Consider the following 22,276-nt stretch of genomic DNA (forward strand, 5'->3'; position numbering starts at 1 on the left):
TACCTCCGCTGGAGGCATGGCCCGAAACGGGCCGTTCTCATCACTTCAGATAAGGTTCCGGATCGACGGATTCGAACCCTTTGCGCACCTCGAAATGGACATAGGAATTGTCGCCGCCACGCAAGGACGCAATCTGTTCGCCTCGGCGCACGCGGTCGCCCTTTTTGACCGTGATCTTATCGACGTTTGCATAGACGGTCAGCAGATCGCTGTTGTGTTTAACCACGATGATAGGCACTTGATCCGCATCTGCGGTGATCGCCGCTACGGTCCCGGCTTCTGCTGCCTTCACGGCGGTTCCCGGTGAACCTGCGATGTCGATCCCTTCATTCTTGCCTTTGTCATAGGTCCGAACGATCGTGCCGGTAACCGGCAGGCCAAGGGCCGAACTGCTCTGACTCGTCGGTGGCTCAGCCGTCACATCCGGTGCAGGAGGGGCTGGTTCGATAACTTCATCTGGCAACGGTTGCGTGGCACTTGGCGGTGTCGGCGTGGGCGAGCCCTGGCCGGGTTGTGTCACATTGCTGGCGGGCACAACCGCTTGTCGTGGAGCAGGCTGGTTCTTGATCGGGATTAACAGGAACTGATCCTCCCGCACGGTAAAGTCCGACCCCAACCCGTTCCATTCGGCCAGCGCATCCACTGGCACATCGTAAAGCCGTGCAATGGTATAAGCTGTCTCGCCGCGTTTGACCTGGTGACGGATCGGCTCGGGCCCCGATGTCGCAGGGGCCGGTGCGGGCGCGGTTGCAGGTTGGGCCGGTGCCAATGTCGATGTCCTAACCGAGCCATCTGCCGGCGCCTCATCAATTGCGGTTCCGGCAATCGAGGCGATATCCACCGAACTGGCCGAACTGACCGTACGCGGCAAGGCGATCACCTCACCGTCGCGCAATTGATCTGTTGGCTTGAGACCGTTGAAAACGGCCAATTCACCCTCGGGCAACCCAACACGGGCAGCAACCGAGGCGACCGTATCGCCGCGTTGTGCAACGGCCACTTGGTAATTCGGATAGGTGATAACCCCGCGCGCGTCCGGCGCTGGCCGGTTCGCGGTCACTCCGCGCGCGGCATCGGCGGTCGAAAATCCGCCGACCTGCCCGCGCAGATCATAATCCAGCGGGCCTTCGCACCCGGCCAGAATCGCCAACGCCGCTACACCTGTCGCGCAGCGGAGCATCGCTGATTTGGAAACTGCTCTCATCTTACTGTCCTCAACGCCTGCCCGTGTTTTCCGGGGTTCCGGCGCATGTTGCAGAATATTCTTTTACGCACCGTCCCTGCCAAGCCCTTCTAACAAGGGCACGAAACGAACGGGTAACAATTCGTCATAGTCCAACCCGGTCTCGGTCCGCCTGACCCGGATCAGGGTCTGAACCGCATCCGACTGTCCCACCGGCAAAACCATGATACCGCCGATTTTAAGCTGCGCCAAGAGCGGCCCTGGCGGATCCTCCGCCGCAGCGGTCACAATGATCCTGTCAAACGGGGCCTGTTCGGACAAACCGAAGGAGCCGTCCGACAGCATCGCGGTGACATTGGTCAGCCCCAACTCGCGAAACAGCGCACCGGTTTCGCGCACCAACCGCTTGTGGCGTTCGACCGTATAGACCCGGCGCGCCAGCTTGGACAGGATCGCCGCCTGATAGCCCGAGCCGGTTCCAACCTCTAACACTGTGTCGCGCGGGCGCACATCCAGCGCCTGTGTCATCAACCCAACAACAGACGGCTGGCTGATCGTCTGCCCGCAGGCAATCGGCAGCGGCGTGTCTTCATACGCGCGCTCGGCGAACAGACCTTTGACAAAGCGGCCACGGTCGACCTGTTCCATCGCGGCCAGCACGCGCGCATCTGTTACCCCACGCGATCGCAGGGCAAACAAGAACTGCATGATTGTTTCGGGATCTGGTCCGGTCATTCGATCGTCTTCAATGCCTCAAGCGCGTCATGTGCCGTCAGATCCGCGCGCATCGGCGTGACCGAGATATAGCCCGCCAAGTTGACCGCCGCATCCGTTCCTGGTGCTGTGGGGTTGTGCTGATAGCCGCCCTTGATCCACAGGAACCGCCGCCCCGAGGGCGAACTGTGCGGTTCGACCGAGAAATGCGTATCGCGGCGATACCCTTGCGGTGCGATCCGGGTGCCCAGAACCTCGTCCGCGGGCACGGGCGGGAAATTCACGTTGTAGAACAGACGGTAATCGCCTTGTTCCACCGGGGTCGCGTCCAGAATTTTCCGCACCAAATCCGCCCCGAACCGGGTCGCGGCCTCAAACGGATCGTCCAGCCCCAGATTCCGTGGGCCGAAATATTGCGACAAAGCAATGGCCGGGATGCCCTGCAACGCAGCCTCAATCGCACCGCCGACAGTGCCGGAATACAGCGTGTTTTCCGCCGAGTTGTTGCCCCGGTTCACGCCAGACAACACCAAATCGGGCGGCGCATCCTTCATCACATCATGCAGACCGGCCAGCACACAATCGGCAGGCGAGCCTTCGGCGGCGAAACGCTGGTCTCCCAGTTTCGCGACCATCATCGGATGGGTATAGCTGATGCAATGGCCAACACCCGATTGCTCGAATGCCGGTGCAACCACCCAGACTTCTCCGTCGGGCCCGGCCAGATCGGCGGCAATCGCCTCAAGCGTGATCAGGCCCGGCGCATTGATACCGTCATCATTGGTCAGAAGAATACGCATTTGCCCCATCCACCGCAGCGTTTTGACCTTGATAGACCCGCCCCCGCGCGGCGGCAAGCAAAGCGCACCCGCAATCTGAGGCTTTCGAGCACCACTTGAGCCTAAACTACGGTTTCAGGCCCTAAATGGGGAAAACAAAGCACCGATCCCGTCGAATGGTCAGCCACATGACCCGCCCCGGATTTGGCACGAAAACATTCGGCACCGTGGCCTTCAGAACGGAACCATCATGGTCCATGCGGAACTCGACCAGGCTTTCGTTACCTAAGAACCGCGCTCTCTCGACCGTGCCGCGGGCCGCAACACCATCGGTTGCCGTTGGCAGCGGGCCTTTGCCATTGCGGTCAAAGTCCAACCGCACGTGCTGTGGCCGGAATACAATCTCAACGTCTGTGCCGTCGGGAATGCCCGGCGCCAGAAACTGACCAAAGGGTGTATCGGCCAACGCTCCATTCACTTGCGCCTGCAACACGTTGACATCGCTGAAAAATGCCACAGCGGCCTTATCGGCGGGACGGGTATAGACGTTATACGGCGCACCTTGCTGCACGATCTTGCCGCGGCGCATCAAGGCGATCTCATCAGCCATGCGCATCGCCTCTTCGGGCTCGTGCGTCACCAACACAACGGCGGCATCCTCTTCCTTGAGGATCGCCAGAGTCTCATCCCGAATACCGTCGCGCAGTCGGTTGTCGAGGCCCGAGAACGGCTCGTCCATCAACATGATCCTAGGACGCGGAGCGAGTGCGCGGGCCAGGGCGACACGTTGCTGCTCGCCCCCTGACAGGTGATGCGGAAATTTGTCGATGAAACGGATCAGATCAACCTTGCGCAGCAACTCATCAACACGCGCGCGCTTTTCTTCTTTATGCCCGGTCAGGCCAAAGGCCACGTTGTCAGCAACGCTTAGATGCGGAAACAGCGCGAAGTCCTGAAACATCAGGCCGATCTCGCGGCGTTCGGGCGGAACTCGGAATACGGTGTCGCAGATCAGCTTGCCGTCGACATAGATCTCACCGGATTCCTGCATCTCGACCCCGGCGATCATGCGCAAAGTGGTCGACTTGCCGCATCCCGAAGGCCCAAGTAGGCAAGTCACTTTCCCTGCGTCAACCGTCAAAGAGACGTCGTCAACTACAACCCGCCCCTCGTACCGTGCGTTAAGATTGCGAATTTCCAGACGAGGAGGAATTGCGTCTATTGTCACCGATGGGCCTCGTTGCCTTTTCCCGATCAAATTCATCGGGCTTAGGCGGGGATAGCAACCCCGCCCGTCCGGTGCAAGTGATCAGCAGCAGCCGCCCGAGGTGACCTCGCCGGTCGACGCGCTCGTGGTCGCGCCGGTGGCTTCAAACGGGCTTTCACCGCCGCAGCCTTCGAAGATGCCATAGTGCGTCGAGAAATCACCGATAAAGTCGAAATGCCGCGCGAAACGGGTATCGTTCAACATCATCCATGTGTTGCCGCAGACAGGAAACACCTTGCCTGTCTCGATCGCGTGGTGGTCGTCCAGTTCGAACAGATGTGGCGCGTGCGGGATGGTGCCTTTGTAGATGACGGCCTGCCCATAATCCTCGCAAGCGGGTTCCAGTTCGGACAGTTTGAACAGACGGTAGGTGGCCGACAGGAACTTCAGCGGTGCAACACGTTCCTCTAACATAGGGTTTTCGATGGTCAGCGGGCGGTGCGTGACGCGGCGCGGATCACCGAACCCCGACTTGCGCGACATCGACAGGAAATCGTTCCAATACAGCGCGCCGGACAAGCATTCGCCGTACAGCACTTCATCTTCGGCCATGGCCTGCGGTACACGACGGTCGGCGTAGACGTCCGAGAAATACATCTCACCACCCTCTTTCAGCAGACGATGGGCACCGCGAAGGACGGCCTCTTTATCCGTGGCCAGATTGATCACGCAGTTCGAGACGATGATGTCGAAGGAACCAGGCTCCAGGTCCAGCTCATCCAACTTTTCGATGTAACCGTGATGGAATTCCACATTGCTGGCGGCATGACCAAAAGCCTGCGCGTGAAAATCCTGATGCGCGCGGGCGACCTCTAGCTGTTCCGGCGTCATATCGACCCCGACCACGCGACCCTTTTCACCCACCATCGCCGACAGAGCGTAAACGTCGCGACCGGCCCCGCAACCCAGATCAAGGATGCTCATCCCCTCCAGATCCAGCGGCGCGATCAGGCCGCAACCATAGTAGCGCGTCAGCACATCGTCATGAATTTTTGAGAGGATCTTTTTAACATGGTCCGGCATGTCGTCGGGTGTACAGCACGCGTTGGTTTGCAAATCTGCGCTGCCCTGCAGGACCTCGCCATAGTAATTCTGCACTGATTCATGCTTCATCGCAGCACCCCTTTCCTCACTGGCTGCTTCGCAGCTAATGCAGCACTGCCGCCTGTGCAACCGCTGCTATCAATTTTGACAAAAGCGTGAGGGTCCTGTCCTAGCCCAGCAAGTCGAAATCGACCGAGGCGCGGACCCGCCCGTTCACCTGAATCTCTAGCCGATGCGCGCCGGGAACCAGCTTGAACGTGGTCGCATTGCCTTTCAGCTTGTGCTTCTTGGTTAGCCTCAGCGCACCATCGCGCAAGGTCGTCTGCTTCAGCTTATGCACCTTGGCCGAAGTTTTGCCGCCAGGGCGTTGAAAATGAATGATATAGTCGACCAGAACAGGCTGATCCCCCGCACCGGTCAACGCGACATCAAACTCAAGCGCCCCACCAATCCGCGCCTCTCGGTTTACCTGAACGCTGGCGGTTATCTCGGCCTCGGGATCGAAGCCCAACATCTTCATGGCAACGGGATGGCCTGCCTTCACCAGCCCCCGCAGGGTATGCGAGGTCATCCAGCGCAGCTCGTCCCGGTCCTGTGTCCCGGTTTCGGACCAGTCCTGTAGCCGGTCCAACACCAGCGCAGGATCTTTCTTAGTGATGTCGTTCAAATGGTTCGCCACAGACCGCGTGACATAGCGCGTCGGATCCTTGTGCAAGCGGTCCAGCAATGGCAGTGGATCGGTCAATTGCAGCCCTACCGCCTGCCCCCAAGGCAACCGCGGTCGCGTGCCCTCACTGACCAGACGGCGCACGTGATAGCTGTCGTGCACGCACCACTGCTCCATCCGCGCCAAAACCTGATCCGGATAGCGGTTGAGGAATGGCCGAATGGCCCACTCCATCGAAAACCTCTGAGTCAGCTCTTCAAGCACGTCCAGAGCCAGATCAGGGTGATCCAACCCCACAGCCACGACCCAATCCCCCAAAGGCGCAAAGATGAAATCGCCGAAATCATCATCCGTCTTGGTTGGGTCCAAAGGCGGTGGCAGTGCGCGCAGAAGGATTGGCGCGACAGTCGGCAGCTCGCCAGGTACGGCCTGCTGCAGGCAGTCGGCAATCCAGGCCATGCGCTCTTTCAGTTCAAGATCCAGCAGCCGCGACATGACCTGCGCCTCGAACGTCTTGGCATCAAAGGATGGATCAGCATCGGAGAAAAGGCCCGCCAAAAAGCGAGTCTTTTCCGCATTAAACAACTGATCCTTCAGCGAAAATCCTTGGGACATGATTACATCGTCATATTGCTTGCGCCACCGTCCAGCAGGATATTCTGCCCGACCATGAACCCGGCTTGTTGCGAACACAGAAATGCGCAGGCCGCCCCGAATTCCTGCCGCGTTCCGTACCGACGCGCCGGGATCGTTGCCGAACGTGCGGCCCGGGCTTCGTCCAGCGAGATGCCTTGTTGTTTCGATACGCCGCCATCCAGTGACAACGCCCGGTCCGTATCATGAATACCCGGCAGCAGGTTGTTGATATTCACACCATATTGCGCCACCTGACGGGACGTTCCCGCCACATATCCGGTCAACCCGGTTCGCGCCGCGTTCGACAGACCCAGAGCAGGGATCGGCGCACGTACGGATTGAGACGTGATGTTGACCACCCGGCCCCACCCTTTGTCGATCATACCCGGCAGCAGTGCCTTCATGAACGCAATCGGCGTCAGCATATTTGCATCCAGCGCCTTGATGAAATCGTCACGATCCCAATCCGACCAAAGTCCGGGCGGCGGGCCACCGGCGTTTGTCACAAGTATATCAACGCCCTGCGCGGCTTCGATTACCTGCGCCTGACCCTCGGTCGAGGTCACGTCGCGGGCCACGGTTTGCACGTCGACACCATACTCGGACCGCAAACGAGCGGCTTCGAATTCTAGCGCTTCGGCCCCGCGTGCGTTCATCACCAGGTCGACGCCTGCCTCTGCCAGTGCCTCGGCGCAGCCCAGCCCCAACCCTTTTGAGCTTGCACAAACCAGCGCGCGTTTTCCGCGAATTCCCAGATCCATGAGATCCTCCCCATCTGTTGTTGCCCGCATGTCTAGCACCAGCCAGACGGGGAAGACCAGAAGTCACAACGCTTCAGTAAAAGAACTCTTCACGCACGATTTTTCTGTTGGCGACGTGATAGATACCGACCTCTTTCATATCGAAAGTCTCACCACTTTCCTTAACCTTGCCCTGCACTTCGAAAATCACCGCAAAGCGGTCGTCGCCATGCAGATACGGATCACTGACCGAAGCGCCCGACACCTCATGCGCGCCTTCCCACCATTCGTGTTTGCCACGGATGCCGTCGATGCCGTGCGTCTCTCGCCCCATGCCTTCCATCTCTTGCGCTTCGACCGAAACGGCATCAGGCGCGTATAAATTACTTAGGTTTTCCTTGGCCCGGCCCTCGCGGCATCCAGCAACCAGTTCGTCTGCGATTTCTTTTAAATTCATTGATCCTCTCCATTATTTGTTCACTATTTGTTCTTATTGGCATAACCATACGATTTTGAACACCCCCTTTGTCTTGCTTCGGCAGGATTCCCCGCCTATACGCGCGTTCATGCTTGATACCGCCACCAACCAACCCGTATTACCGCCCGAGATTGCCCGACGCCGGACATTCGCCATCATCTCGCACCCGGATGCGGGCAAGACGACGCTGACTGAAAAGTTCCTGTTGTACGGGGGCGCTATTCAGATGGCCGGTCAGGTGCGCGCTAAGGGCGAGGCGCGGCGGACGCGGTCGGACTTTATGCAGATGGAGAAGGATCGCGGTATTTCGGTCTCAGCCTCGGCCATGTCGTTCGATTACAGGGACTTCCGGTTCAATCTGGTGGACACCCCCGGCCACAGCGATTTCTCGGAAGATACGTATCGCACCCTGACCGCCGTAGACGCAGCTGTCATGGTGATCGACGGCGCGAAAGGTGTGGAAAGCCAGACGCAGAAACTGTTCGAGGTCTGCCGCCTGCGCGATCTGCCGATCCTGACCTTCTGTAACAAGATGGACCGCGAAAGCCGCGATACGTTCGAGATCATCGACGAAATTCAGGAGATGCTGGCCATCGACGTCACGCCCGCTGCGTGGCCGATTGGCGTAGGCCGCGATTTCATCGGCTGCTATGACATGCTGCGTGATCGATTGGAGCTGATGGACCGCGCCGACCGCAACAAAGTGGCGGAAAGCATTCAGATCAACGGTCTGGACGACCCCAAACTGGCCGAACACGTGCCCGAGCATCTGCTGGACAAGCTGCTGGAAGAGGTAGAAATGGCGCGCGAATTGCTGCCCAAGCTTGACCCGCAAGCAGTGCTTGAGGGGCACATGACCCCGATCTGGTTCGGCTCGGCCATCAACTCGTTCGGCGTCAAGGAACTGATGGAAGGTATCGGCGCTTATGGCCCGCAGCCTCAGGTACAATCGGCAGAACCCCGTCAAATTGCCCCAGATGAAAAGAAGGTCGCCGGTTTTGTCTTCAAGGTGCAGGCCAACATGGACCCCAAGCACCGTGACCGGGTGGCGTTTGTCCGCATGGCAAGCGGCCATTTCAAGCGCGGCATGAAGCTGACCCATGTGCGATCCAAGAAACCGATGGCGATTTCGAACCCCGTTCTGTTTCTGGCCTCTGACCGGGAACTGGCTGAAGAGGCCTGGGCCGGAGACATCATCGGCATCCCCAATCACGGCCAACTGCGCATTGGCGACACCCTGACCGAGGGTGAAGCGCTGCGCGTGTCCGGGATTCCGTCGTTCGCGCCGGAATTGCTGCAAACTGTCAGGGCGGCAGACCCCCTGAAAGCCAAGCATCTGGAAAAAGCCCTGATGCAATTTGCCGAGGAAGGTGCCGCCAAGGTCTTCAAACCCTCGATTGGCTCGGGCTTTATCGTCGGTGTCGTTGGCGCGTTGCAATTTGAAGTGCTCGCCAGCCGGATTGAGATGGAATACGGCCTGCCCGTTCGTTTCGAAGCATCGCAATTCACCTCGGCCCGCTGGGTTAGCGGTGACAAGGCCGAGGTTGAAAAGTTCGTCAACGCCAACAAACAGCACATCGCCCATGATCATGACGGCGACATCGTCTATCTGACGCGCTTGCAATGGGATATCGACCGGGTCGTGCGTGATTACCCCGAGCTGAACCTGACTGCGACCAAGGAAATGATGGTTTGATCCGGGTCTTGTAGTTTGGGCACCGTTCTCTAGGGTTCCGAAGCATGGCGGATTTGGATCAGGAAAACTATCCCGGCGGCTTCTATTCGGTGATGCGCCATCTGGAACGCAAAGAGGTTCCTTATCGCGATCCACAACGGGTACTGCCGCCACCGGATGTTGGTCTGAGTGAACTTGCCCAAACACCCGTAGAAGAACCTGACCCGGACGTCAGCTTTGACCACAAGCAGGACGCGCGCAGAAAGTACCACGCGCTGCAGCGGGAATTTGCTGGCCAGTCGCAGCTGCATCTTGTTCACGCCATGTGCATCGCATTGCTGCGCCGGCATCCGTCACCGGCTGAGGCACGGGCGCTGTTTCTGCGGATGTGGCGGGAAAAGGGTTCAGAGCTGGCGCGGGACCTGCCTGTGCGCTGGCTTATTTCCTCGGCAACCACATTCGCTGACCATGGCGAAACACTGGATCAACGACTGGGCGGACAGGGTCTTTACCTGTTGTACGATCTGATCAAACTGCATGATAGCGAGCGTCGGGTATCCCTTCGTTCGAACGATCAAGCCTTTGAGATGCAGGGTGAAAAACACCACGACGTTCCATTGGCATTTGGCATGGCGGGCTATTCGCTTAGGAATGGTGATCTGGATCGAAACCTTTTGGCACGCCTCTGGCGTCATGCAGAAAACGACGCGGTGCTGCGTCCATTGGGGTATCGGATGCTAAAATTGGTGATGTACGACCCGCGCAGCATTTTTGGGCGAATCCAGCACTATAAGACCCGGCAATCCATGTTGGACCACATTGATGACTGACGGCTCTGGCTGGGGCATTGTTTCAACGGTTCGGGGCCCTGCCCCGGATATCCTGCGGTTTGTGGCCTATCACCTCGATCTTGGGGTCGACCGGATGCACATCTATCTGGATGAACCCAATTCCAGTGCCTTCGATGCCCTGGATCGGCATCCGAAGGTCGACGTGCAAACATGCGATGAGGCCTTCTGGGCCAGCCGCAAGCGTGAACGGCCCGAACGGCATCAAAACCGTCAGACCGCAAATGCGTCATTCACCTATCGCAAGACCAATCTGAACTGGTTGGCCCATATCGACATGGACGAGTTTCTGTGGACGGACCGCCCCATTCACCAGCAACTGGCCGATGTTCCCGACCACATCCCCGCTGTACGTGTCCGCCCGATCGAAGCCATGGGCGGCGCCACGGATCTTTACAAGGCGCATCTTCCCAAATCCCCCCACCGCGACGCCCTCGTACAATCGCTGTACCCGCGTTATGGCGCCTTTGTTCTGGGTGGATTCTTCAGCCATTTGCAAGGTAAGCTGATCGTCCGGACGGGCCTGAAGAAACTGAGTTTTCGTATCCACAACCTGTTCCAGGATAAAACACTCTTGCCCTGCAAGTTCGAATTGCCGGGGTTGGAGCTGTGCCATCGACACGCCCCCGATTGGGAACATTTTCAGGCTCACCTTCGGTTCCGTCTGGCGCGTGGCTCGTATCAGCCCGGCAAGTCGCTGAATGCTCCGCGCGAACGCGGCGGCATGAATATGAACGAATTGCTCAACTGGATCGAAGCCGACAGCGGCATGGACGGTCTGCGCGCTTTTTTTGATGAGATCAGCGGCACCGACCCTGATGTACGCGCCCGGCTGGAACAACAGGGCCTGATCCGGCATCGGCCACTGGATCTGGACGAAAAAGTTAGGAAACACTTTCCCGGAAGTGTCTGAATTGTTGCGGGAAATCCACCCAGAAAAGACAGCAGAAATCCTAAATAGGTCTTCATTTGACCCCGCCCAGCGTTTTTGTTATGTCCCCCTCCAAGCCGAAAATGCGCAATGCAGCGTATGGCCATCCGGGCCCGGCACACCTTTGACGCGCGGGCCAGGTCTCATGTCCGCATAAACCGGACTTACATGACAAAATTTAACGAACTGAACCTGAACCCGAAGGTCCTCAAAGCCATTGAGGAAGCCGGATACGAATCCCCCACCCCGATCCAAGAAGGCGCGATTCCACCTGCGCTGGAAGGTCGTGATGTTTTGGGGATCGCCCAGACCGGCACGGGAAAAACTGCAAGCTTTACGCTTCCGATGATCACAATGCTGGCACGGGGCCGCGCGCGCGCGCGGATGCCGCGGTCGCTAGTGCTGTGCCCGACACGGGAACTGGCTGCACAGGTCGCCGAGAATTTTGACACTTATAGCAAACACCTGAAACTGACCAAGGCGTTGTTGATCGGAGGCGTCAGCTTCAAGGAACAGGACGCACTGATCGACCGTGGCGTCGATGTCCTGATCGCAACCCCCGGCCGTCTTCTGGATCATTTCGAACGCGGCAAGCTGCTGCTGACCGGCGTGCAGATCATGGTCGTGGACGAAGCTGACCGGATGCTGGACATGGGCTTCATCCCCGATATCGAGCGCATCTTCTCGCTGACGCCGTTCACCCGCCAGACGCTGTTCTTTTCGGCCACCATGGCGTCCGAGATTGAACGCATCACCGACACTTTCCTGTCCGCCCCCGCGCGGGTCGAGGTTGCCCGACAGGCCACGGCCTCGGAAACCATTGAACAGGGCGTGGTCATGTTCAAAGGCGGTCGCCGTGATCGTGAGGCCAGCGGTAAGCGCAAGGTTTTGCGTTCGTTGATTGATGCCGAGGGCGAGAAATGCACCAACGCGATCATCTTCTGTAACCGCAAGACAGACGTTGATATCTGCGCAAAATCGCTGAAGAAATACGGCTATGACGCCGCCGCGATCCACGGCGATCTGGACCAATCACAGCGCATGAAAACGCTGGACGGTTTCCGCGACGGCTCCTTGCGGTTGCTGGTTGCCTCGGACGTGGCTGCGCGTGGCCTTGATGTCCCGTCGGTCAGCCATGTGTTCAATTTCGACGTCCCCGGCCACCCCGAGGATTACGTACACCGCATCGGCCGCACCGGTCGTGCCGGGCGCGACGGTAAGGCGATTACCATCTGTTCGGGTCGCGACGAAAAGGCTCTGGCTGCGATTGAAAAGCTGATCCAGAAGGACATTCCAAAGCTCGACAATCCGGTCAAGGAAGAACCCAAAGCCGACACGCCGAAGCCTGAGAAAAAGACCAAGCCTGCTGACACGCAAAGGAGCGAAGGCAAAAAGAGCGACCGCAAAAAGGACAAAGAGCCTAAAGGTCGTGGCCGTCGTTCGGATAACGGCAACGCGGTTGTGGGCATGGGCGATCACCTGCCCAGCTTCATTGCCCTAAGCTTTGCCGAGCGCCGTGCTGGTTAAATCGCCAGCACTAGCGCCAAGATCGACAGCCCCAACAACGCCATCCCGGCGATCTCACGCCGGGTAATGGTCTCGCGGAAAAACAGGATCGATGCGATCAGGCTGAGCAATAGCTCGACCTGTCCCAGCGCTTTGACATAGGCGGCGTTCTGCAAGGTGAACGCAAAGAACCAGCAAAACGATCCGCCCAGACTGGTCAGGCCAACAAACACCCCTGTTTGACGTGTCTGCCACACTGCGCGCAGTTCGGCCCGGTCGCGCCACAGCAGCCATAGCGCCATGCTCAGAAACTGGAACGTCACAACTGCGGCCAGAGTGATCAGAGCGCGAAACCACGCGTCGATATCGCCCAATTCCAGCGACGCGCCCCGATAACTGACCGCGGAAAAGGCGAACAATACGCCTGACCCCAGCCCAAGGCGCGAGGCCCGGTTGGTCAGGTGTTTCCACCACGCCCCGCCGCCTCCGGGTGATTTGGACAGCAAAAGTACCGCCATTAATCCCATTAAGATCGCAACCAGCCCCCCGTACGAGACCTGATCACCCAGCACCAGAAAACCGACAATGGCAGTTTGAATCACTTCGGTCTTCTTAAAGGTGATCCCAACCGCAAAATTTCGTTGCTTGAACAGCGCGACTACACAAATCGTTGCCAGAATTTGCGCGGTGCCACCGATGACAGCGTACACCCAGAACCACCCCGTAAGCTGTGGCAGGCTGAATCCAGTCACTTGCAGCGCCACAACCAGCCCTAAAAGCGCCAGTGGCATCGAATATGCGAACCGGGCGAACGTCGCCCCAGCCGCCGTCAGCTTTATGGTGCTGAGCGATTTTTGCAGCATGAACCGCACTGTCTGGAACGAGGCGGCAGCGATTGTGATGGGAATCCATAAACTCATGGCCCCCTTTGTGTCGCTCAATCAATGCTTTGGCCAGAGGGGATGTGCCACCGGATCCTTAGCGCGCCAGAAATACGCCCGGAAAATCTGTGCGTATGAACGGTAGACATAAGCCTCATTCCGGTTCTGATACCGATCTCTGCTGGCGCGATATAGCGCAGGCAGGCGGTACCACGGCGCACCTGGATTCATGTGATGAACCACATGCAGGTTGTTGTTTAGAAACAGAAAGGCCAATAATCCGCGATCTTCGATAATCACAGTGCGGGCCTGCGGGTTTTCATGCGCGCGATGTTCAAGGAAGGTGCGGATCTTCACCAGCCCCAGCCCGATATAGGCGGACAGAACATACGCCCAAATCGGCATTGCCGAGTGCCCTACCACCCACAGAACCAAGGCCACCCCAACCAGATGCAGCGCCCAGGCCCGCAGGATGACAACGTTGCCCTGCAAAGCACTGCGCATTTCATTCCGCGTGAATATGAATTGGCCAATCGCCGGACCCAGCACCATGCGCCCCAACAGCGTGTTATTCACGGACAGCAGCCAACGCTGCCACCCCGCCAATACCCCCCAGACCTGTGGATCCAGATAATTGGTTTCAGGGTCGTCATAGGGGTCGGTCAGCGTCTCATCCCGGTGATGGGCCAGATGCAGGTCGCGAAACCTCTGATACGGGATGAACAGGGTCAAAGGCAGAGCCATCAGGGCTTCATTCAACCATTTCGTACGAAATGGGTGGCCGTGCAGCGCCTCATGCGTCAACGACGAATGGAGCGCCGCAACCAGACCCATCGCCGGAATTGCCAGCCAAACCGGCAAAAGGAAAATCACCGCCAACCACGCACCATAGCAGGCCAGGATTAGGGCGAAGGTGCCCCACTCGGGTGAGGCCGCCTTAGACATTGCGCCCCCACGAGATTTTGGCCCAGACACGCTCGTAGATGACATACATCGTCAATCCGATGGCCGTGTTCACAATCGCCAATGTCCCGCCCACAGCCGCCGATCCGGTTGCGACCAGCCCAACCAGGGTCATCACCAGCAAGCCCATCGCATTCCACAGCACCGCCTTCACGACTGATCTGCGTCGTGTTTCCATTCCGTCACCCATATTCTTATTATGTCTTCAAAATTACGGGTCACGGCATCCGTTGAAAATTCTGAATATGATTAACAAAACTCATCATCTGTGATATTTTCAAACACATGCAGGAAAAAATCGACAAACGAGACCGCGCGGCCCAGTTTCGCACACGCCTTGCACGCGCGATGGAAGAGCAGCACGTCAGCCAAAGCGCGCTGGCGCGTCAGATTGCGGTGGACCGTTCGACCGTATCGCAGCTTTTGACAGGCGAAGGCGCGCGATTGCCAAATGCACATGTGGTAGGCAGTTGCGCCTCGGCCCTGGGGGTTTCGGCGGATTGGCTTCTAAGCCTGTCCGACCGACCCGAAAGCGCAGCGGAATTGTTGGCCAGCTCGCTGACGATGACCGAGGCACCACGCGCGCTGGTGGATGAGCGCATCTTTGAGTGGCATCAAGAAGCCGCAGGGTACAAAATCCGTTATGTTCCAGCGACTTTGCCCGACATGTTAAAGACCCGCGCGGTGCTCGAATGGGAATATGCCCCGCATCTGGGGCGGACGGCGGACCAGGCCATCGGTGCCTCGGCTGACCGGCTGATGTGGATGCGCAGCGCGCAATCCGACTATGAAATCGCCATGCCGCTGTATGAAATCGATAGTTTCGTCCATGCGCGGGGCTATTACGACGGTCTTTGTCCCAAAATCCGGCTGGAACAGATCGACCATCTGCTGGAGATTTGCGAACAGCTCTACCCGCGTCTTAGAATCTATCTATTTGACGCAAAACGGCTTTATTCCGCTCCGGTTACGATCTTCGGCCCTCTGCTGTGTGTTTTCTACGCCGGCAGCCACTATATGGCCTTTCGGGACCGTGATCGGATCGAAACCTTTACCCGCCATTTCGACCGTCTGGTACGCGAGGCTGACCTGACTGCGCGCGACTTCTCAGAACACCTTAAACAGCTGCGTACACAGATTTCTGACTAGGAGGATGCACCTAAGCCTGTCTTGTGCTATCGTCGTTCGGCGCGAACCTTCGGGTATTCCGATCACAGACGGAGGACGACAGGAATGGACGCACTACAGACCGCTCAATACGCACGGGCTCTTTATACCGTTCACGGCGACCGGGCCGAGGCGGAAGCCGCACAAAAGATGCGCGAATGTGAAGCCGCCGGAAATAGACAGGAAGCACAAGACTGGCAAGCTGTCCGCCAAACTATCCGCCAAATTCGCGGGCCAAATCAGGGCTGACTTCAGCGTTTCGTGAAAACCCTGCCTCAAGCCGATCACCAATGCCCTTTTTGCACCAGGGCATTGGGGTTTAATGTATTTTCTGAAACAAGCTAGATTTTCGGATCTGGATTCACAGTGTGCCCATCCACAGCAATAACCTGCCCTGAAACCAACCGCGCCGCATCCGAGGCAAGGAAAACGGCCATATTTGCGATGTCGTGACCTTCAACAAAGCGCCCCATCGACGTACCCGAAGCATACCCGGCATAGACTTGATCGCGGGTCATACCCTTTGCGGCCGCTTCACGTGCCAGCACACCCTCCATCCGTGGACCTTCAACCGCACCAGGACAAATTGCATTGGCGCGAATACCGTGGGGGCCAAGTTCCATTGCCAGAGTTTTCATCAACCCGATCACCGCCCATTTCGCCGCCGCATAAGGCGCGCGGTACGGGTACCCGAATTGACCCGCAGTTGACGACGTCAGGGTGATGCTGCCCGCCTGCGCGGCCTTCATCAAAGGGGCTGCATATTTCACGGCCAGAAAAGCGCCCTCGAGGTTGATCGAAACGCAGGACCGCCAATCTGCCAACCCGATATCCTCGATCGCGTTTGTCGGTCCTGCCGTGCCCGCATTGGCGCACAGCGCATCCAATCCACCTTCGGCTGCGATGTCCTGAAAAACGGCGCTCATATCGAATTCGCTTGCGGCATTGGCGCGACGAGCCTCCCAGTGATCCGGCACCGTAGTCAGAGCGGCCTCGTCAATATCCGTGATCCAAACATCATAACCTGCATCGTCAAATGCTTGGGCCATGGCACGGCCAACGCCTGAGGCGCCAGCCGTAATCAAAACGCACCGGGTCATGCGGGTTTCCGGATCGCGGCGCCCGCGCCTTCGGGATAGGGCAACCCTGCCTGCGCCTCGGCGATCCGCGCCATGGCGGCCTCGATTTCCGGCGACGGTGCGCTGGGGCGGCGAGATTCAAGGCTGACATGCAGCAGGAAGCTTTCGCCCGTGGCCAGCAGCTTGTCGCCCTCATACATGCTGTGGAACACGTGCAGCTTCTTGCCCTGCCCCAACAGCATCTGCGTGCGCACTTCGATCTTCGCGCCTGCGTGTGCTTCGTCGACATAGCGGATGTGGTTTTCCGCAGTGAAATAGCTGCCGCCCGAGGCGATGTAATCCACATCGCAGCCGATGATCTCCATGAACCGGTCAGTCGCAGCGGCGAAGGCCTCGACATATTTCGCCTCGTTCATGTGGCCGTTGTAGTCGGTCCAGTCCAGCGGTACCGCGCGCGACAATGTCAGGATCGGCTGGCTCAGATCTGCCTGTTCCAGCGTCGGCAACGCGCCGGGTTTCAACAGCGCGTCATGCTGGTTCAGCACCGCCCCTGCGCCATAGTTCTGCGCTTTAAGCGCGCGCATCATGCCCACAAGGTTGTTGTCGCGAATGCGCTCCAGCTCGCGGATCGAGTGTATGCCCGACTGCGCGTCCGACTGATCCGCGATCAGGTCGACCAGCTCATCGGTGAAATCCGGCACGTCCATCAGCTTGGTCCACGGCCATTTCAACGCTGGCCCGAACTGTGCCATGAAGTGCCGCATCCCGGCCTCACCTCCGGCCACGCGATAGGTTTCAAACAGACCCATCTGCGCCCAGCGAATGCCAAAACCCATGCGGATGGCCTCGTCGATCTCTTCGGTCGTGGCGATGCCATCCTTGACCAACCACAGCGCCTCGCGCCAGACGGCTTCGAGGAACCGGTCAGCGATATGCGCGTCGATTTCCTTTTTGACGTGCAGCGGGAAGAACCCGACGGATTTCAGCAGTTCTTGTGCCTTGGCAACCGTCGCGGGCGGGTTCTTGTCAGTCGGAACCAGTTCAATCAGCGGCAACAGGTAGACCGGATTGAACGGGTGTGTCACCACGATCTGTTCAGGCCGCAGCGCGCCTTCTTGCAACTCGGACGGTTTGAAGCCGCTGGTCGAGGACCCGATGATCGCGTCAGGATCACAAGCCTCCTGCAGCCCCTTGTAGACCTTCAGTTTCAGATCCAGTCGTTCCGGCACGCTTTCCTGTATCCAGGCGGCACCCTGCACGGCCTCTGCCATATCCTCGTGGAGCGTCAGAGTCCCCTCGGACGGCAATGGCACATCGCTCAGCCCCGGCAAGGAGCGGCGCGCATTATCCAGAACTTCACCAATCTTGCGCTCAGCTTCGGGGTCCGGGTCGAACACCCGAACGTTCCAGCCGTTCAGTAGAAATCTAGCGGCCCATCCGCCGCCGATGACGCCGCCGCCAATGATTGCTGCTGTTTTTGTCAATTTCCTAACTCCTGCACCCTGCGCCGTTCAAAGCAGGGACTTATTCGGCAATTTCGACTTGTGGGATGTACGTCAACTGCCCTGTGTCATACCCATTTTTTTGAAGCACGGATTCGGCCCAGTTCCGATCGGCAGCAGATATTTCAGGCGTTCTGGCCAAAATCCAACCGGTGGAACCTCTGGGCGCGCCCACCACAGCGACCGAATAGTCTGCCCTAAGTCCAAGCACCCAGTAATCTCCCCGCGCGAACGGAAGCCAAGGTACAAATGTTACCGATAGTTGTCCTGGCCCCTCAATTCGAGCTTTCCCTTCAGCCTGCCGAACCTGTCCGTTCAATGTCTCCTCACGGCAAGTGTTAGTCACCGAAATCTGACCGTCTTCCAACAACCCATATTCCGCAGTGACTCCCACACACCCCTTCTCAAACCGGTTTGGAAAACGGGCAATTTCGTACCACAGCCCCAGATATCGTTCGACCTCAAGGTCCTGCACCGTTGTCATAGCAACACTGCGATCACGATATACCTTGGCTGAGGCAGGTACAGCCAATGCTAGGAACATCAGCGCGAAAAGCCCGCTGCGGATCATGCGGCCGCCGGTGCCCGCTTCACTAGCCCCAGCTTGTCACGCACTTCCTGCGCTCCGATCACCCGCGCGCCCATGTTTTCGATGATGGTTCCGGCACGTTCGACAAGCTGCCAGTTCTCAGCCAGCACGCCTTTGTCCAGCCACAGGTTATCCTCGAGCCCGACGCGCACGTTGCCGCCCGCCAGCACGGCAGCCGCTGTGTAAGCCATCTGATTGCGACCCAGAGCAAACGCGCTAAACGTCCAGTCATCCGGCACGTTGTTGACCATCGCCATAAACGTATTCAGATCATCCGGCGCCCCCCACGGAACGCCCATGCACAGTTGCACCAGAGCTGGGCTATCCAGCACACCATCCTTTACCAATTGCTTGGCAAACCACAGATGCCCGGTATCAAAAGCCTCGATCTCGGGCTTCACGCCCAGATGCGTCATCATCCGCCCCATCGCCTGCAACATGCCCGGCGTGTTGGTCATGACGTAGTCGGCCTCGGCAAAGTTCATGGTGCCGCAGTCCAACGTGCAGATCTCGGGCAGACACTCGGCCACATGCTCGACGCGCGCGGCTGCGCCGATCATGTCGGTACCTTCCTCGTTCAACGGCAAAGGAGATTCTGTCGGGCCAAAGATCATGTCACCGCCCATACCTGCGGTCAGGTTCAGGACAACGTCTACTTCGGCCTCGCGAATGCGGTCGGTGACTTCGCGATACAGGTCCAGGCGACGGCTGGGCGCACCGGTTTCCGGGTCCCGCACATGGCAGTGAACAATGGCCGCGCCGGCCTTGGCCGCAGCGATCGCACTTTCGGCAATCTGCTTCGGTGAACGTGGTACATGCGGGCTGCGATCCTGCGTTCCGCCCGAGCCGGTGACGGCGCAGGTGATGAAGACTTCGCGGTTCATTTCCAGAGGCATCGTGTTTTCCCCAAGTTATACCCGGTTTTGCCATGAGTTTTCCCCAGGCTTCTCCCCGGATTCCGATTTGCGTTGCGTGCGACTCTGACGCAGCCTTGTGAAAACACTTGCCAGAATGCGAATCGAACTTGATGAAATCCGCAAAAAACATACTCCAACCCGAACATCGCGCCCTGAAAACGGCCGTGTTGGTTCTGGACGAATGCAACACGCTCAGCTTTGCGTCTGCCGTTGATCCGATGCGGGCCGCTAACCGTCTGGCGGATCGTCCCGCTTTCGACTGGGATTATGTGACCGCCACGCCAGAACCTGCGATGCTGACCAGCGCGCTGAACGTGCCCGGCATTCCGCTGGCACGTTTGCAGGGTTGTGATCTGATGATCGTTGTCGCGGGGTTCCAACTGGCCCGACACGCCACACCCAGTCTGCTGGCCGGATTGCGCCGCATTGCGAGCACCGGCGCCACCATGGCGGGCATCGATGGTGGTCCCTGGCTGTTGGCCGAGGCTGGCCTGCTAGATGGACACGCCGCCACAACCCACTGGGAAGATTTAGATAACTTCGCCGCCCGCTTCCCTGAAGTGGACGTACGCCCCGACCGCTTCACCGTATCCGGCAATCGCCTGACCTCGGGTGGCGCTATCCCAGCGGTCGAGATGATGCTGCACATTATCGCCGCTCGCCACGGTGCCGGTTTTGCCGCACGGGTTTCGGGTCTGTTCCTGTACGACGGCGCGCCCGAGCCGACAAAACCGCAAAGCCGGACCGGTGCCCCACACCGCCATACAGCACTGACCGCCAAGGCGAACACCCTGATGGAATCCTCGCTGGACGAGCCGCTGCCACTGGCGGACATCGCCGAAACCCTCGGCACCAGCCCTCGCACCCTGCAGCAGCAATTCCGCCTGCGCCTGAACACAACGCCGCAAGACCACTATCTGCAGTTACGACTGGCCGAGGCCCGTCGCCTGGTCACCGACACCGACATGCCACTGATGGATGTGGCCCTGGCTACGGGGTTCGCCTCACAATCCAGCTTTGCACGTGCTTTCCGCACCGCTCATGGCCTCTCGGCCCGTGAACTGCGGCAGGAACGTATCCAGCCTACTCATCACTGACGGGATCTTCTTCATCTGGCTAAAAATATCTCGGGGGAGTCACGCATGGCGCGGCGGGGGCAGAGCCCCCTAAAACGGCATCGGATGCGCGCGGTGCGCCTGACCGATTTCTGCCACGACCTCATCGGACAGCCGCAATTCCTTACCGGCCAGAATGTGTTCCAGCTGTGCCGCCGAGGTCGCGCCGAAAATGGCCGACATCATGAAGGGCCGCGTCCGGCACCAGGCCAGCGCCATATGGACCGGGTCCAACCCATGCCGCTCGGCAATATCCAGATAGGCCGCCACGGCCTCGAACACGCGCGGACCGGTACGCCCACCCATTTCGGCCACCAACGACATGCGCGAGCCTTCGGGCACCGCGCCACCCTGATATTTGCCGGTCAGGAAACCGGCACCCAAGGGCGAAAAGGCCATCAGCCCCACATCCTCATGCACGCTGAGTTCCGCCATATCGGTATCGAAATGTCGACATAGCAGCGAATATTCATTCTGCACCGAGGCTACCCGCGGAGCGCCCATCTGCTCGGCTATTCGCAACCATTGTGCGGTACCCCAAGTGCTTTCGTTGGACAGGCCGAAGGCGCGGATATTGCCCTTTTCGACCTGCGCTTGCAGGGTCTCAAGGCAGTCCTGCATATTGTCCAGAACTTCGTTGGTGTTGTGTCCCGAGGGTGAATAATTCCAGTTCTGGCGGAACATGTAACTGCCCCGGTTCGGCCAGTGAAACTGATAGAGATCAATGCAATCCGTGCGCAACCGCTGCAGCGAGCCTTCGATCGCTTCGGGGATCGTCTTTCCCGAAATCTGCGCGCCATCGCGGGCGTGGGCGAACCCAGCCCCCGAATGTTTGGTCGCCAGCACGTATTCTGCACGACGGGACGGGTTAGCAGCGTTCCAGTTGCCCACGATCTCTTCGGTCCGGCCTACAGTTTCCCTTGAGATCGGGTTCACCGGATACATCTCGGCCGTATCAACGAAATTGATCCCGGCCGCCAGCGCCATGTCGATTTGCTTATGGCCATCCGTCTCGGATGTCTGCGTGCCAAAAGTCATCGTACCCAGACATAAGTCTGTCACCGTTATTCCCGTGCGGCCCAAAGGCTTAGTGTGCATCTGTCACCTTCCTGGTATGTCTTTTGAGGTCAGACCTTTACGCCTCTGCCTTCTTCTCCCACCGGCCCGATTCTTCGGACCAGTATTGCGCCGAACAACCCGCACCAGTCAGAGCCTTCCACTGACCCCGCGCTTGCTGGACGGCCATGTCATCATTTCCATCGAACAGGATGCAGACACGTTCCAGCGTCGCCACCTCCGACGGGTCCACTGGTGCCCCGTCGACCGCCATCACACAGGCGGGTTCATTGGCCGCATCTGGTCCGGTTGTCAGCAGAACGGGCTGTGCCGCGTCATGCAGACCACCTTCGCGCCCATGTGGCAGGAACCCGTCGTCGGGCCCCAGCCACAGTTTTTCATCCAGCCAGTCCATCCGCGCGGGATCAATGCCCCGCACAGCAATCCTCCACCCGGCCTGCCGTGCCTTGTCCAGCAGCACCGGCAAGGTGTGTTCCAAGGGCTGACGGGTCAGGTGGTAGAAATAGACGGCCCCCATG

At 58.8% G+C, this 22,276-nt stretch carries 24 protein-coding genes; 7 read left to right on the forward strand and 17 right to left on the reverse strand.

Going from position 1 to position 22,276, the window contains the following annotated elements:
* Positions 1-40 precede the first annotated feature (40 nt).
* The 8 genes from AB1A64_RS05260 to AB1A64_RS05295 form a co-directional block, all read right to left on the reverse strand.
* The gene (locus AB1A64_RS05260; RefSeq protein ID WP_366550457.1) at positions 41-1,204 is read right to left on the reverse strand and encodes a peptidoglycan DD-metalloendopeptidase family protein; all 1,164 of its coding nucleotides are present in this window, start codon (positions 1,202-1,204) and stop codon (positions 41-43) included.
* 63 nt (positions 1,205-1,267) lie between these two features.
* Complete coding sequence (locus tag AB1A64_RS05265; protein WP_170348917.1) at positions 1,268-1,918, reverse strand: protein-L-isoaspartate(D-aspartate) O-methyltransferase; 651 nt, start codon at positions 1,916-1,918, stop codon at positions 1,268-1,270.
* Complete coding sequence (gene surE / locus AB1A64_RS05270) at positions 1,915-2,697, reverse strand: 5'/3'-nucleotidase SurE (protein ID WP_366550458.1); 783 nt, start codon at positions 2,695-2,697, stop codon at positions 1,915-1,917. Before surE ends, AB1A64_RS05265 begins: the two co-directional genes overlap by 4 nt.
* A 121-nt stretch (positions 2,698-2,818) precedes the next feature.
* A complete protein-coding gene (locus tag AB1A64_RS05275) occupies positions 2,819-3,940 on the reverse strand; it encodes an ABC transporter ATP-binding protein (RefSeq protein WP_366550459.1) in 1,122 nt (373 codons plus the stop codon).
* A gap of 45 nt (positions 3,941-3,985) precedes the next feature.
* Positions 3,986-5,056 carry a methyltransferase domain-containing protein gene (locus AB1A64_RS05280; protein ID WP_366550460.1) on the reverse strand — a complete coding sequence of 357 codons (1,071 nt, stop codon included), beginning with the start codon at positions 5,054-5,056 and terminating at the stop codon, positions 3,986-3,988.
* Positions 5,057-5,156: 100 nt separating this feature from the next.
* Complete coding sequence (locus AB1A64_RS05285; RefSeq protein WP_366550461.1) at positions 5,157-6,269, reverse strand: hypothetical protein; 1,113 nt, start codon at positions 6,267-6,269, stop codon at positions 5,157-5,159.
* Positions 6,270-6,271: 2 nt separating this feature from the next.
* Positions 6,272-7,051: an SDR family oxidoreductase gene (locus AB1A64_RS05290; RefSeq protein ID WP_366550462.1), complete on the reverse strand. Its 780-nt coding sequence runs from the start codon at positions 7,049-7,051 to the stop codon at positions 6,272-6,274.
* A 73-nt stretch (positions 7,052-7,124) separates the two neighbouring features.
* Positions 7,125-7,487 (reverse strand): nuclear transport factor 2 family protein, encoded by a 363-nt coding sequence (locus AB1A64_RS05295; RefSeq protein ID WP_366550463.1) that lies wholly within the window; start codon positions 7,485-7,487, stop codon positions 7,125-7,127.
* A 109-nt stretch (positions 7,488-7,596) separates the two neighbouring features.
* Here AB1A64_RS05295 and AB1A64_RS05300 point away from each other — a divergent pair, with 109 nt between their 5' ends.
* The 4 genes from AB1A64_RS05300 to AB1A64_RS05315 all read left to right on the forward strand — a co-directional run bounded on the left by AB1A64_RS05300 (position 7,597) and on the right by AB1A64_RS05315 (position 12,489).
* Positions 7,597-9,204, forward strand: a complete 1,608-nt coding sequence (locus AB1A64_RS05300; RefSeq protein ID WP_366550464.1) for a peptide chain release factor 3 — start codon at positions 7,597-7,599, stop codon at positions 9,202-9,204.
* A gap of 44 nt (positions 9,205-9,248) precedes the next feature.
* The gene (locus AB1A64_RS05305) at positions 9,249-10,013 is read left to right on the forward strand and encodes a hypothetical protein (RefSeq protein WP_366550465.1); all 765 of its coding nucleotides are present in this window, start codon (positions 9,249-9,251) and stop codon (positions 10,011-10,013) included.
* Positions 10,006-10,944 (forward strand): glycosyltransferase family 2 protein, encoded by a 939-nt coding sequence (locus tag AB1A64_RS05310; protein WP_366550466.1) that lies wholly within the window; start codon positions 10,006-10,008, stop codon positions 10,942-10,944. Before AB1A64_RS05305 ends, AB1A64_RS05310 begins: the two co-directional genes overlap by 8 nt.
* 186 nt (positions 10,945-11,130) lie before the next feature.
* Entirely contained in the window at positions 11,131-12,489 is a 1,359-nt protein-coding gene (locus AB1A64_RS05315; RefSeq protein WP_366550467.1) for a DEAD/DEAH box helicase, read from the forward strand.
* Here AB1A64_RS05315 and AB1A64_RS05320 read toward each other — a convergent pair.
* The 3 genes from AB1A64_RS05320 to AB1A64_RS05330 are packed head-to-tail and all read right to left on the reverse strand — an operon-like array spanning position 12,486 to position 14,490.
* The gene (locus AB1A64_RS05320) at positions 12,486-13,388 is read right to left on the reverse strand and encodes an EamA family transporter (RefSeq protein ID WP_366550468.1); all 903 of its coding nucleotides are present in this window, start codon (positions 13,386-13,388) and stop codon (positions 12,486-12,488) included. The two genes, AB1A64_RS05315 and AB1A64_RS05320, sit on opposite strands and share 4 nt — an antisense overlap.
* Positions 13,389-13,409: 21 nt before the next feature.
* The gene (locus tag AB1A64_RS05325) at positions 13,410-14,294 is read right to left on the reverse strand and encodes a fatty acid desaturase (protein ID WP_366550469.1); all 885 of its coding nucleotides are present in this window, start codon (positions 14,292-14,294) and stop codon (positions 13,410-13,412) included.
* Positions 14,287-14,490 carry a DUF2061 domain-containing protein gene (locus AB1A64_RS05330; protein WP_170348929.1) on the reverse strand — a complete coding sequence of 68 codons (204 nt, stop codon included), beginning with the start codon at positions 14,488-14,490 and terminating at the stop codon, positions 14,287-14,289. Before AB1A64_RS05330 ends, AB1A64_RS05325 begins: the two co-directional genes overlap by 8 nt.
* A gap of 107 nt (positions 14,491-14,597) precedes the next feature.
* Here AB1A64_RS05330 and AB1A64_RS05335 point away from each other — a divergent pair, with 107 nt between their 5' ends.
* Both AB1A64_RS05335 and AB1A64_RS05340 read left to right on the forward strand, forming a co-directional pair.
* Positions 14,598-15,461: a helix-turn-helix transcriptional regulator gene (locus tag AB1A64_RS05335; RefSeq protein ID WP_366550470.1), complete on the forward strand. Its 864-nt coding sequence runs from the start codon at positions 14,598-14,600 to the stop codon at positions 15,459-15,461.
* Between the two features lie 84 nt (positions 15,462-15,545).
* Positions 15,546-15,728: a hypothetical protein gene (locus AB1A64_RS05340; RefSeq protein ID WP_366550471.1), complete on the forward strand. Its 183-nt coding sequence runs from the start codon at positions 15,546-15,548 to the stop codon at positions 15,726-15,728.
* A gap of 92 nt (positions 15,729-15,820) precedes the next feature.
* Here the strand turns inward: AB1A64_RS05340 and AB1A64_RS05345 are convergent, their stop codons facing one another.
* From AB1A64_RS05345 to AB1A64_RS05360, 4 genes are read right to left on the reverse strand one after another with little or no spacing between them, the layout of a single operon-like run.
* On the reverse strand, positions 15,821-16,579 hold the full coding sequence (locus AB1A64_RS05345; RefSeq protein WP_366550472.1) for an SDR family oxidoreductase: 759 nt from the start codon (positions 16,577-16,579) through the stop codon (positions 15,821-15,823).
* The gene (locus tag AB1A64_RS05350) at positions 16,576-18,042 is read right to left on the reverse strand and encodes a carnitine 3-dehydrogenase (protein WP_366550473.1); all 1,467 of its coding nucleotides are present in this window, start codon (positions 18,040-18,042) and stop codon (positions 16,576-16,578) included. Before AB1A64_RS05350 ends, AB1A64_RS05345 begins: the two co-directional genes overlap by 4 nt.
* Positions 18,043-18,082: 40 nt before the next feature.
* Positions 18,083-18,631, reverse strand: a complete 549-nt coding sequence (locus AB1A64_RS05355; protein ID WP_366550474.1) for a lipocalin family protein — start codon at positions 18,629-18,631, stop codon at positions 18,083-18,085.
* Positions 18,628-19,545, reverse strand: a complete 918-nt coding sequence (locus AB1A64_RS05360; protein WP_366550475.1) for a 3-keto-5-aminohexanoate cleavage protein — start codon at positions 19,543-19,545, stop codon at positions 18,628-18,630. The genes AB1A64_RS05355 and AB1A64_RS05360 overlap by 4 nt, the downstream gene beginning before the upstream one ends.
* A gap of 131 nt (positions 19,546-19,676) precedes the next feature.
* Here AB1A64_RS05360 and AB1A64_RS05365 point away from each other — a divergent pair, with 131 nt between their 5' ends.
* Complete coding sequence (locus AB1A64_RS05365) at positions 19,677-20,663, forward strand: GlxA family transcriptional regulator (protein WP_366550476.1); 987 nt, start codon at positions 19,677-19,679, stop codon at positions 20,661-20,663.
* A gap of 69 nt (positions 20,664-20,732) precedes the next feature.
* Here AB1A64_RS05365 and AB1A64_RS05370 read toward each other — a convergent pair whose 3' ends face one another.
* Together AB1A64_RS05370 and AB1A64_RS05375 are read right to left on the reverse strand one after the other, a co-directional pair.
* Complete coding sequence (locus AB1A64_RS05370) at positions 20,733-21,779, reverse strand: aldo/keto reductase (protein ID WP_366550477.1); 1,047 nt, start codon at positions 21,777-21,779, stop codon at positions 20,733-20,735.
* Between the two features lie 37 nt (positions 21,780-21,816).
* Positions 21,817-22,275: a DNA polymerase III subunit chi gene (locus AB1A64_RS05375; RefSeq protein ID WP_366550478.1), complete on the reverse strand. Its 459-nt coding sequence runs from the start codon at positions 22,273-22,275 to the stop codon at positions 21,817-21,819.
* Between the last annotated feature and the right edge of the window lies 1 nt (position 22,276).

It is taken from the genome of Ruegeria sp. ANG10, from assembly GCF_040705255.1.
Taxonomy (GTDB): domain Bacteria; phylum Pseudomonadota; class Alphaproteobacteria; order Rhodobacterales; family Rhodobacteraceae; genus Ruegeria.

Excerpts from the sequence above, each read along its gene's own strand:
- AB1A64_RS05260 (WP_366550457.1), bottom strand. The coding sequence starts at position 1,204 with ATGAGAGCAGTTTCCAAATCAGCGATGCTCCGCTGCGCGACAGGTGTA.
- AB1A64_RS05265 (WP_170348917.1), bottom strand. The coding sequence starts at position 1,918 with ATGACCGGACCAGATCCCGAAACAATCATGCAGTTCTTGTTTGCCCTG.
- surE (WP_366550458.1), bottom strand. The coding sequence starts at position 2,697 with ATGCGTATTCTTCTGACCAATGATGACGGTATCAATGCGCCGGGCCTG.
- AB1A64_RS05275 (WP_366550459.1), bottom strand. The coding sequence starts at position 3,940 with ATGAATTTGATCGGGAAAAGGCAACGAGGCCCATCGGTGACAATAGAC.
- AB1A64_RS05280 (WP_366550460.1), bottom strand. The coding sequence starts at position 5,056 with ATGAAGCATGAATCAGTGCAGAATTACTATGGCGAGGTCCTGCAGGGC.
- AB1A64_RS05285 (WP_366550461.1), bottom strand. The coding sequence starts at position 6,269 with ATGTCCCAAGGATTTTCGCTGAAGGATCAGTTGTTTAATGCGGAAAAG.
- AB1A64_RS05290 (WP_366550462.1), bottom strand. The coding sequence starts at position 7,051 with ATGGATCTGGGAATTCGCGGAAAACGCGCGCTGGTTTGTGCAAGCTCA.
- AB1A64_RS05295 (WP_366550463.1), bottom strand. The coding sequence starts at position 7,487 with ATGAATTTAAAAGAAATCGCAGACGAACTGGTTGCTGGATGCCGCGAG.
- AB1A64_RS05300 (WP_366550464.1), top strand. The coding sequence starts at position 7,597 with ATGCTTGATACCGCCACCAACCAACCCGTATTACCGCCCGAGATTGCC.
- AB1A64_RS05305 (WP_366550465.1), top strand. The coding sequence starts at position 9,249 with ATGGCGGATTTGGATCAGGAAAACTATCCCGGCGGCTTCTATTCGGTG.
- AB1A64_RS05310 (WP_366550466.1), top strand. The coding sequence starts at position 10,006 with ATGACTGACGGCTCTGGCTGGGGCATTGTTTCAACGGTTCGGGGCCCT.
- AB1A64_RS05315 (WP_366550467.1), top strand. The coding sequence starts at position 11,131 with ATGACAAAATTTAACGAACTGAACCTGAACCCGAAGGTCCTCAAAGCC.
- AB1A64_RS05320 (WP_366550468.1), bottom strand. The coding sequence starts at position 13,388 with ATGAGTTTATGGATTCCCATCACAATCGCTGCCGCCTCGTTCCAGACA.
- AB1A64_RS05325 (WP_366550469.1), bottom strand. The coding sequence starts at position 14,294 with ATGTCTAAGGCGGCCTCACCCGAGTGGGGCACCTTCGCCCTAATCCTG.
- AB1A64_RS05330 (WP_170348929.1), bottom strand. The coding sequence starts at position 14,490 with ATGGAAACACGACGCAGATCAGTCGTGAAGGCGGTGCTGTGGAATGCG.
- AB1A64_RS05335 (WP_366550470.1), top strand. The coding sequence starts at position 14,598 with ATGCAGGAAAAAATCGACAAACGAGACCGCGCGGCCCAGTTTCGCACA.
- AB1A64_RS05340 (WP_366550471.1), top strand. The coding sequence starts at position 15,546 with ATGGACGCACTACAGACCGCTCAATACGCACGGGCTCTTTATACCGTT.
- AB1A64_RS05345 (WP_366550472.1), bottom strand. The coding sequence starts at position 16,579 with ATGACCCGGTGCGTTTTGATTACGGCTGGCGCCTCAGGCGTTGGCCGT.
- AB1A64_RS05355 (WP_366550474.1), bottom strand. The coding sequence starts at position 18,631 with ATGATCCGCAGCGGGCTTTTCGCGCTGATGTTCCTAGCATTGGCTGTA.
- AB1A64_RS05360 (WP_366550475.1), bottom strand. The coding sequence starts at position 19,545 with ATGCCTCTGGAAATGAACCGCGAAGTCTTCATCACCTGCGCCGTCACC.
- AB1A64_RS05365 (WP_366550476.1), top strand. The coding sequence starts at position 19,677 with ATGAAATCCGCAAAAAACATACTCCAACCCGAACATCGCGCCCTGAAA.
- AB1A64_RS05370 (WP_366550477.1), bottom strand. The coding sequence starts at position 21,779 with ATGCACACTAAGCCTTTGGGCCGCACGGGAATAACGGTGACAGACTTA.
- AB1A64_RS05375 (WP_366550478.1), bottom strand. The coding sequence starts at position 22,275 with ATGGGGGCCGTCTATTTCTACCACCTGACCCGTCAGCCCTTGGAACAC.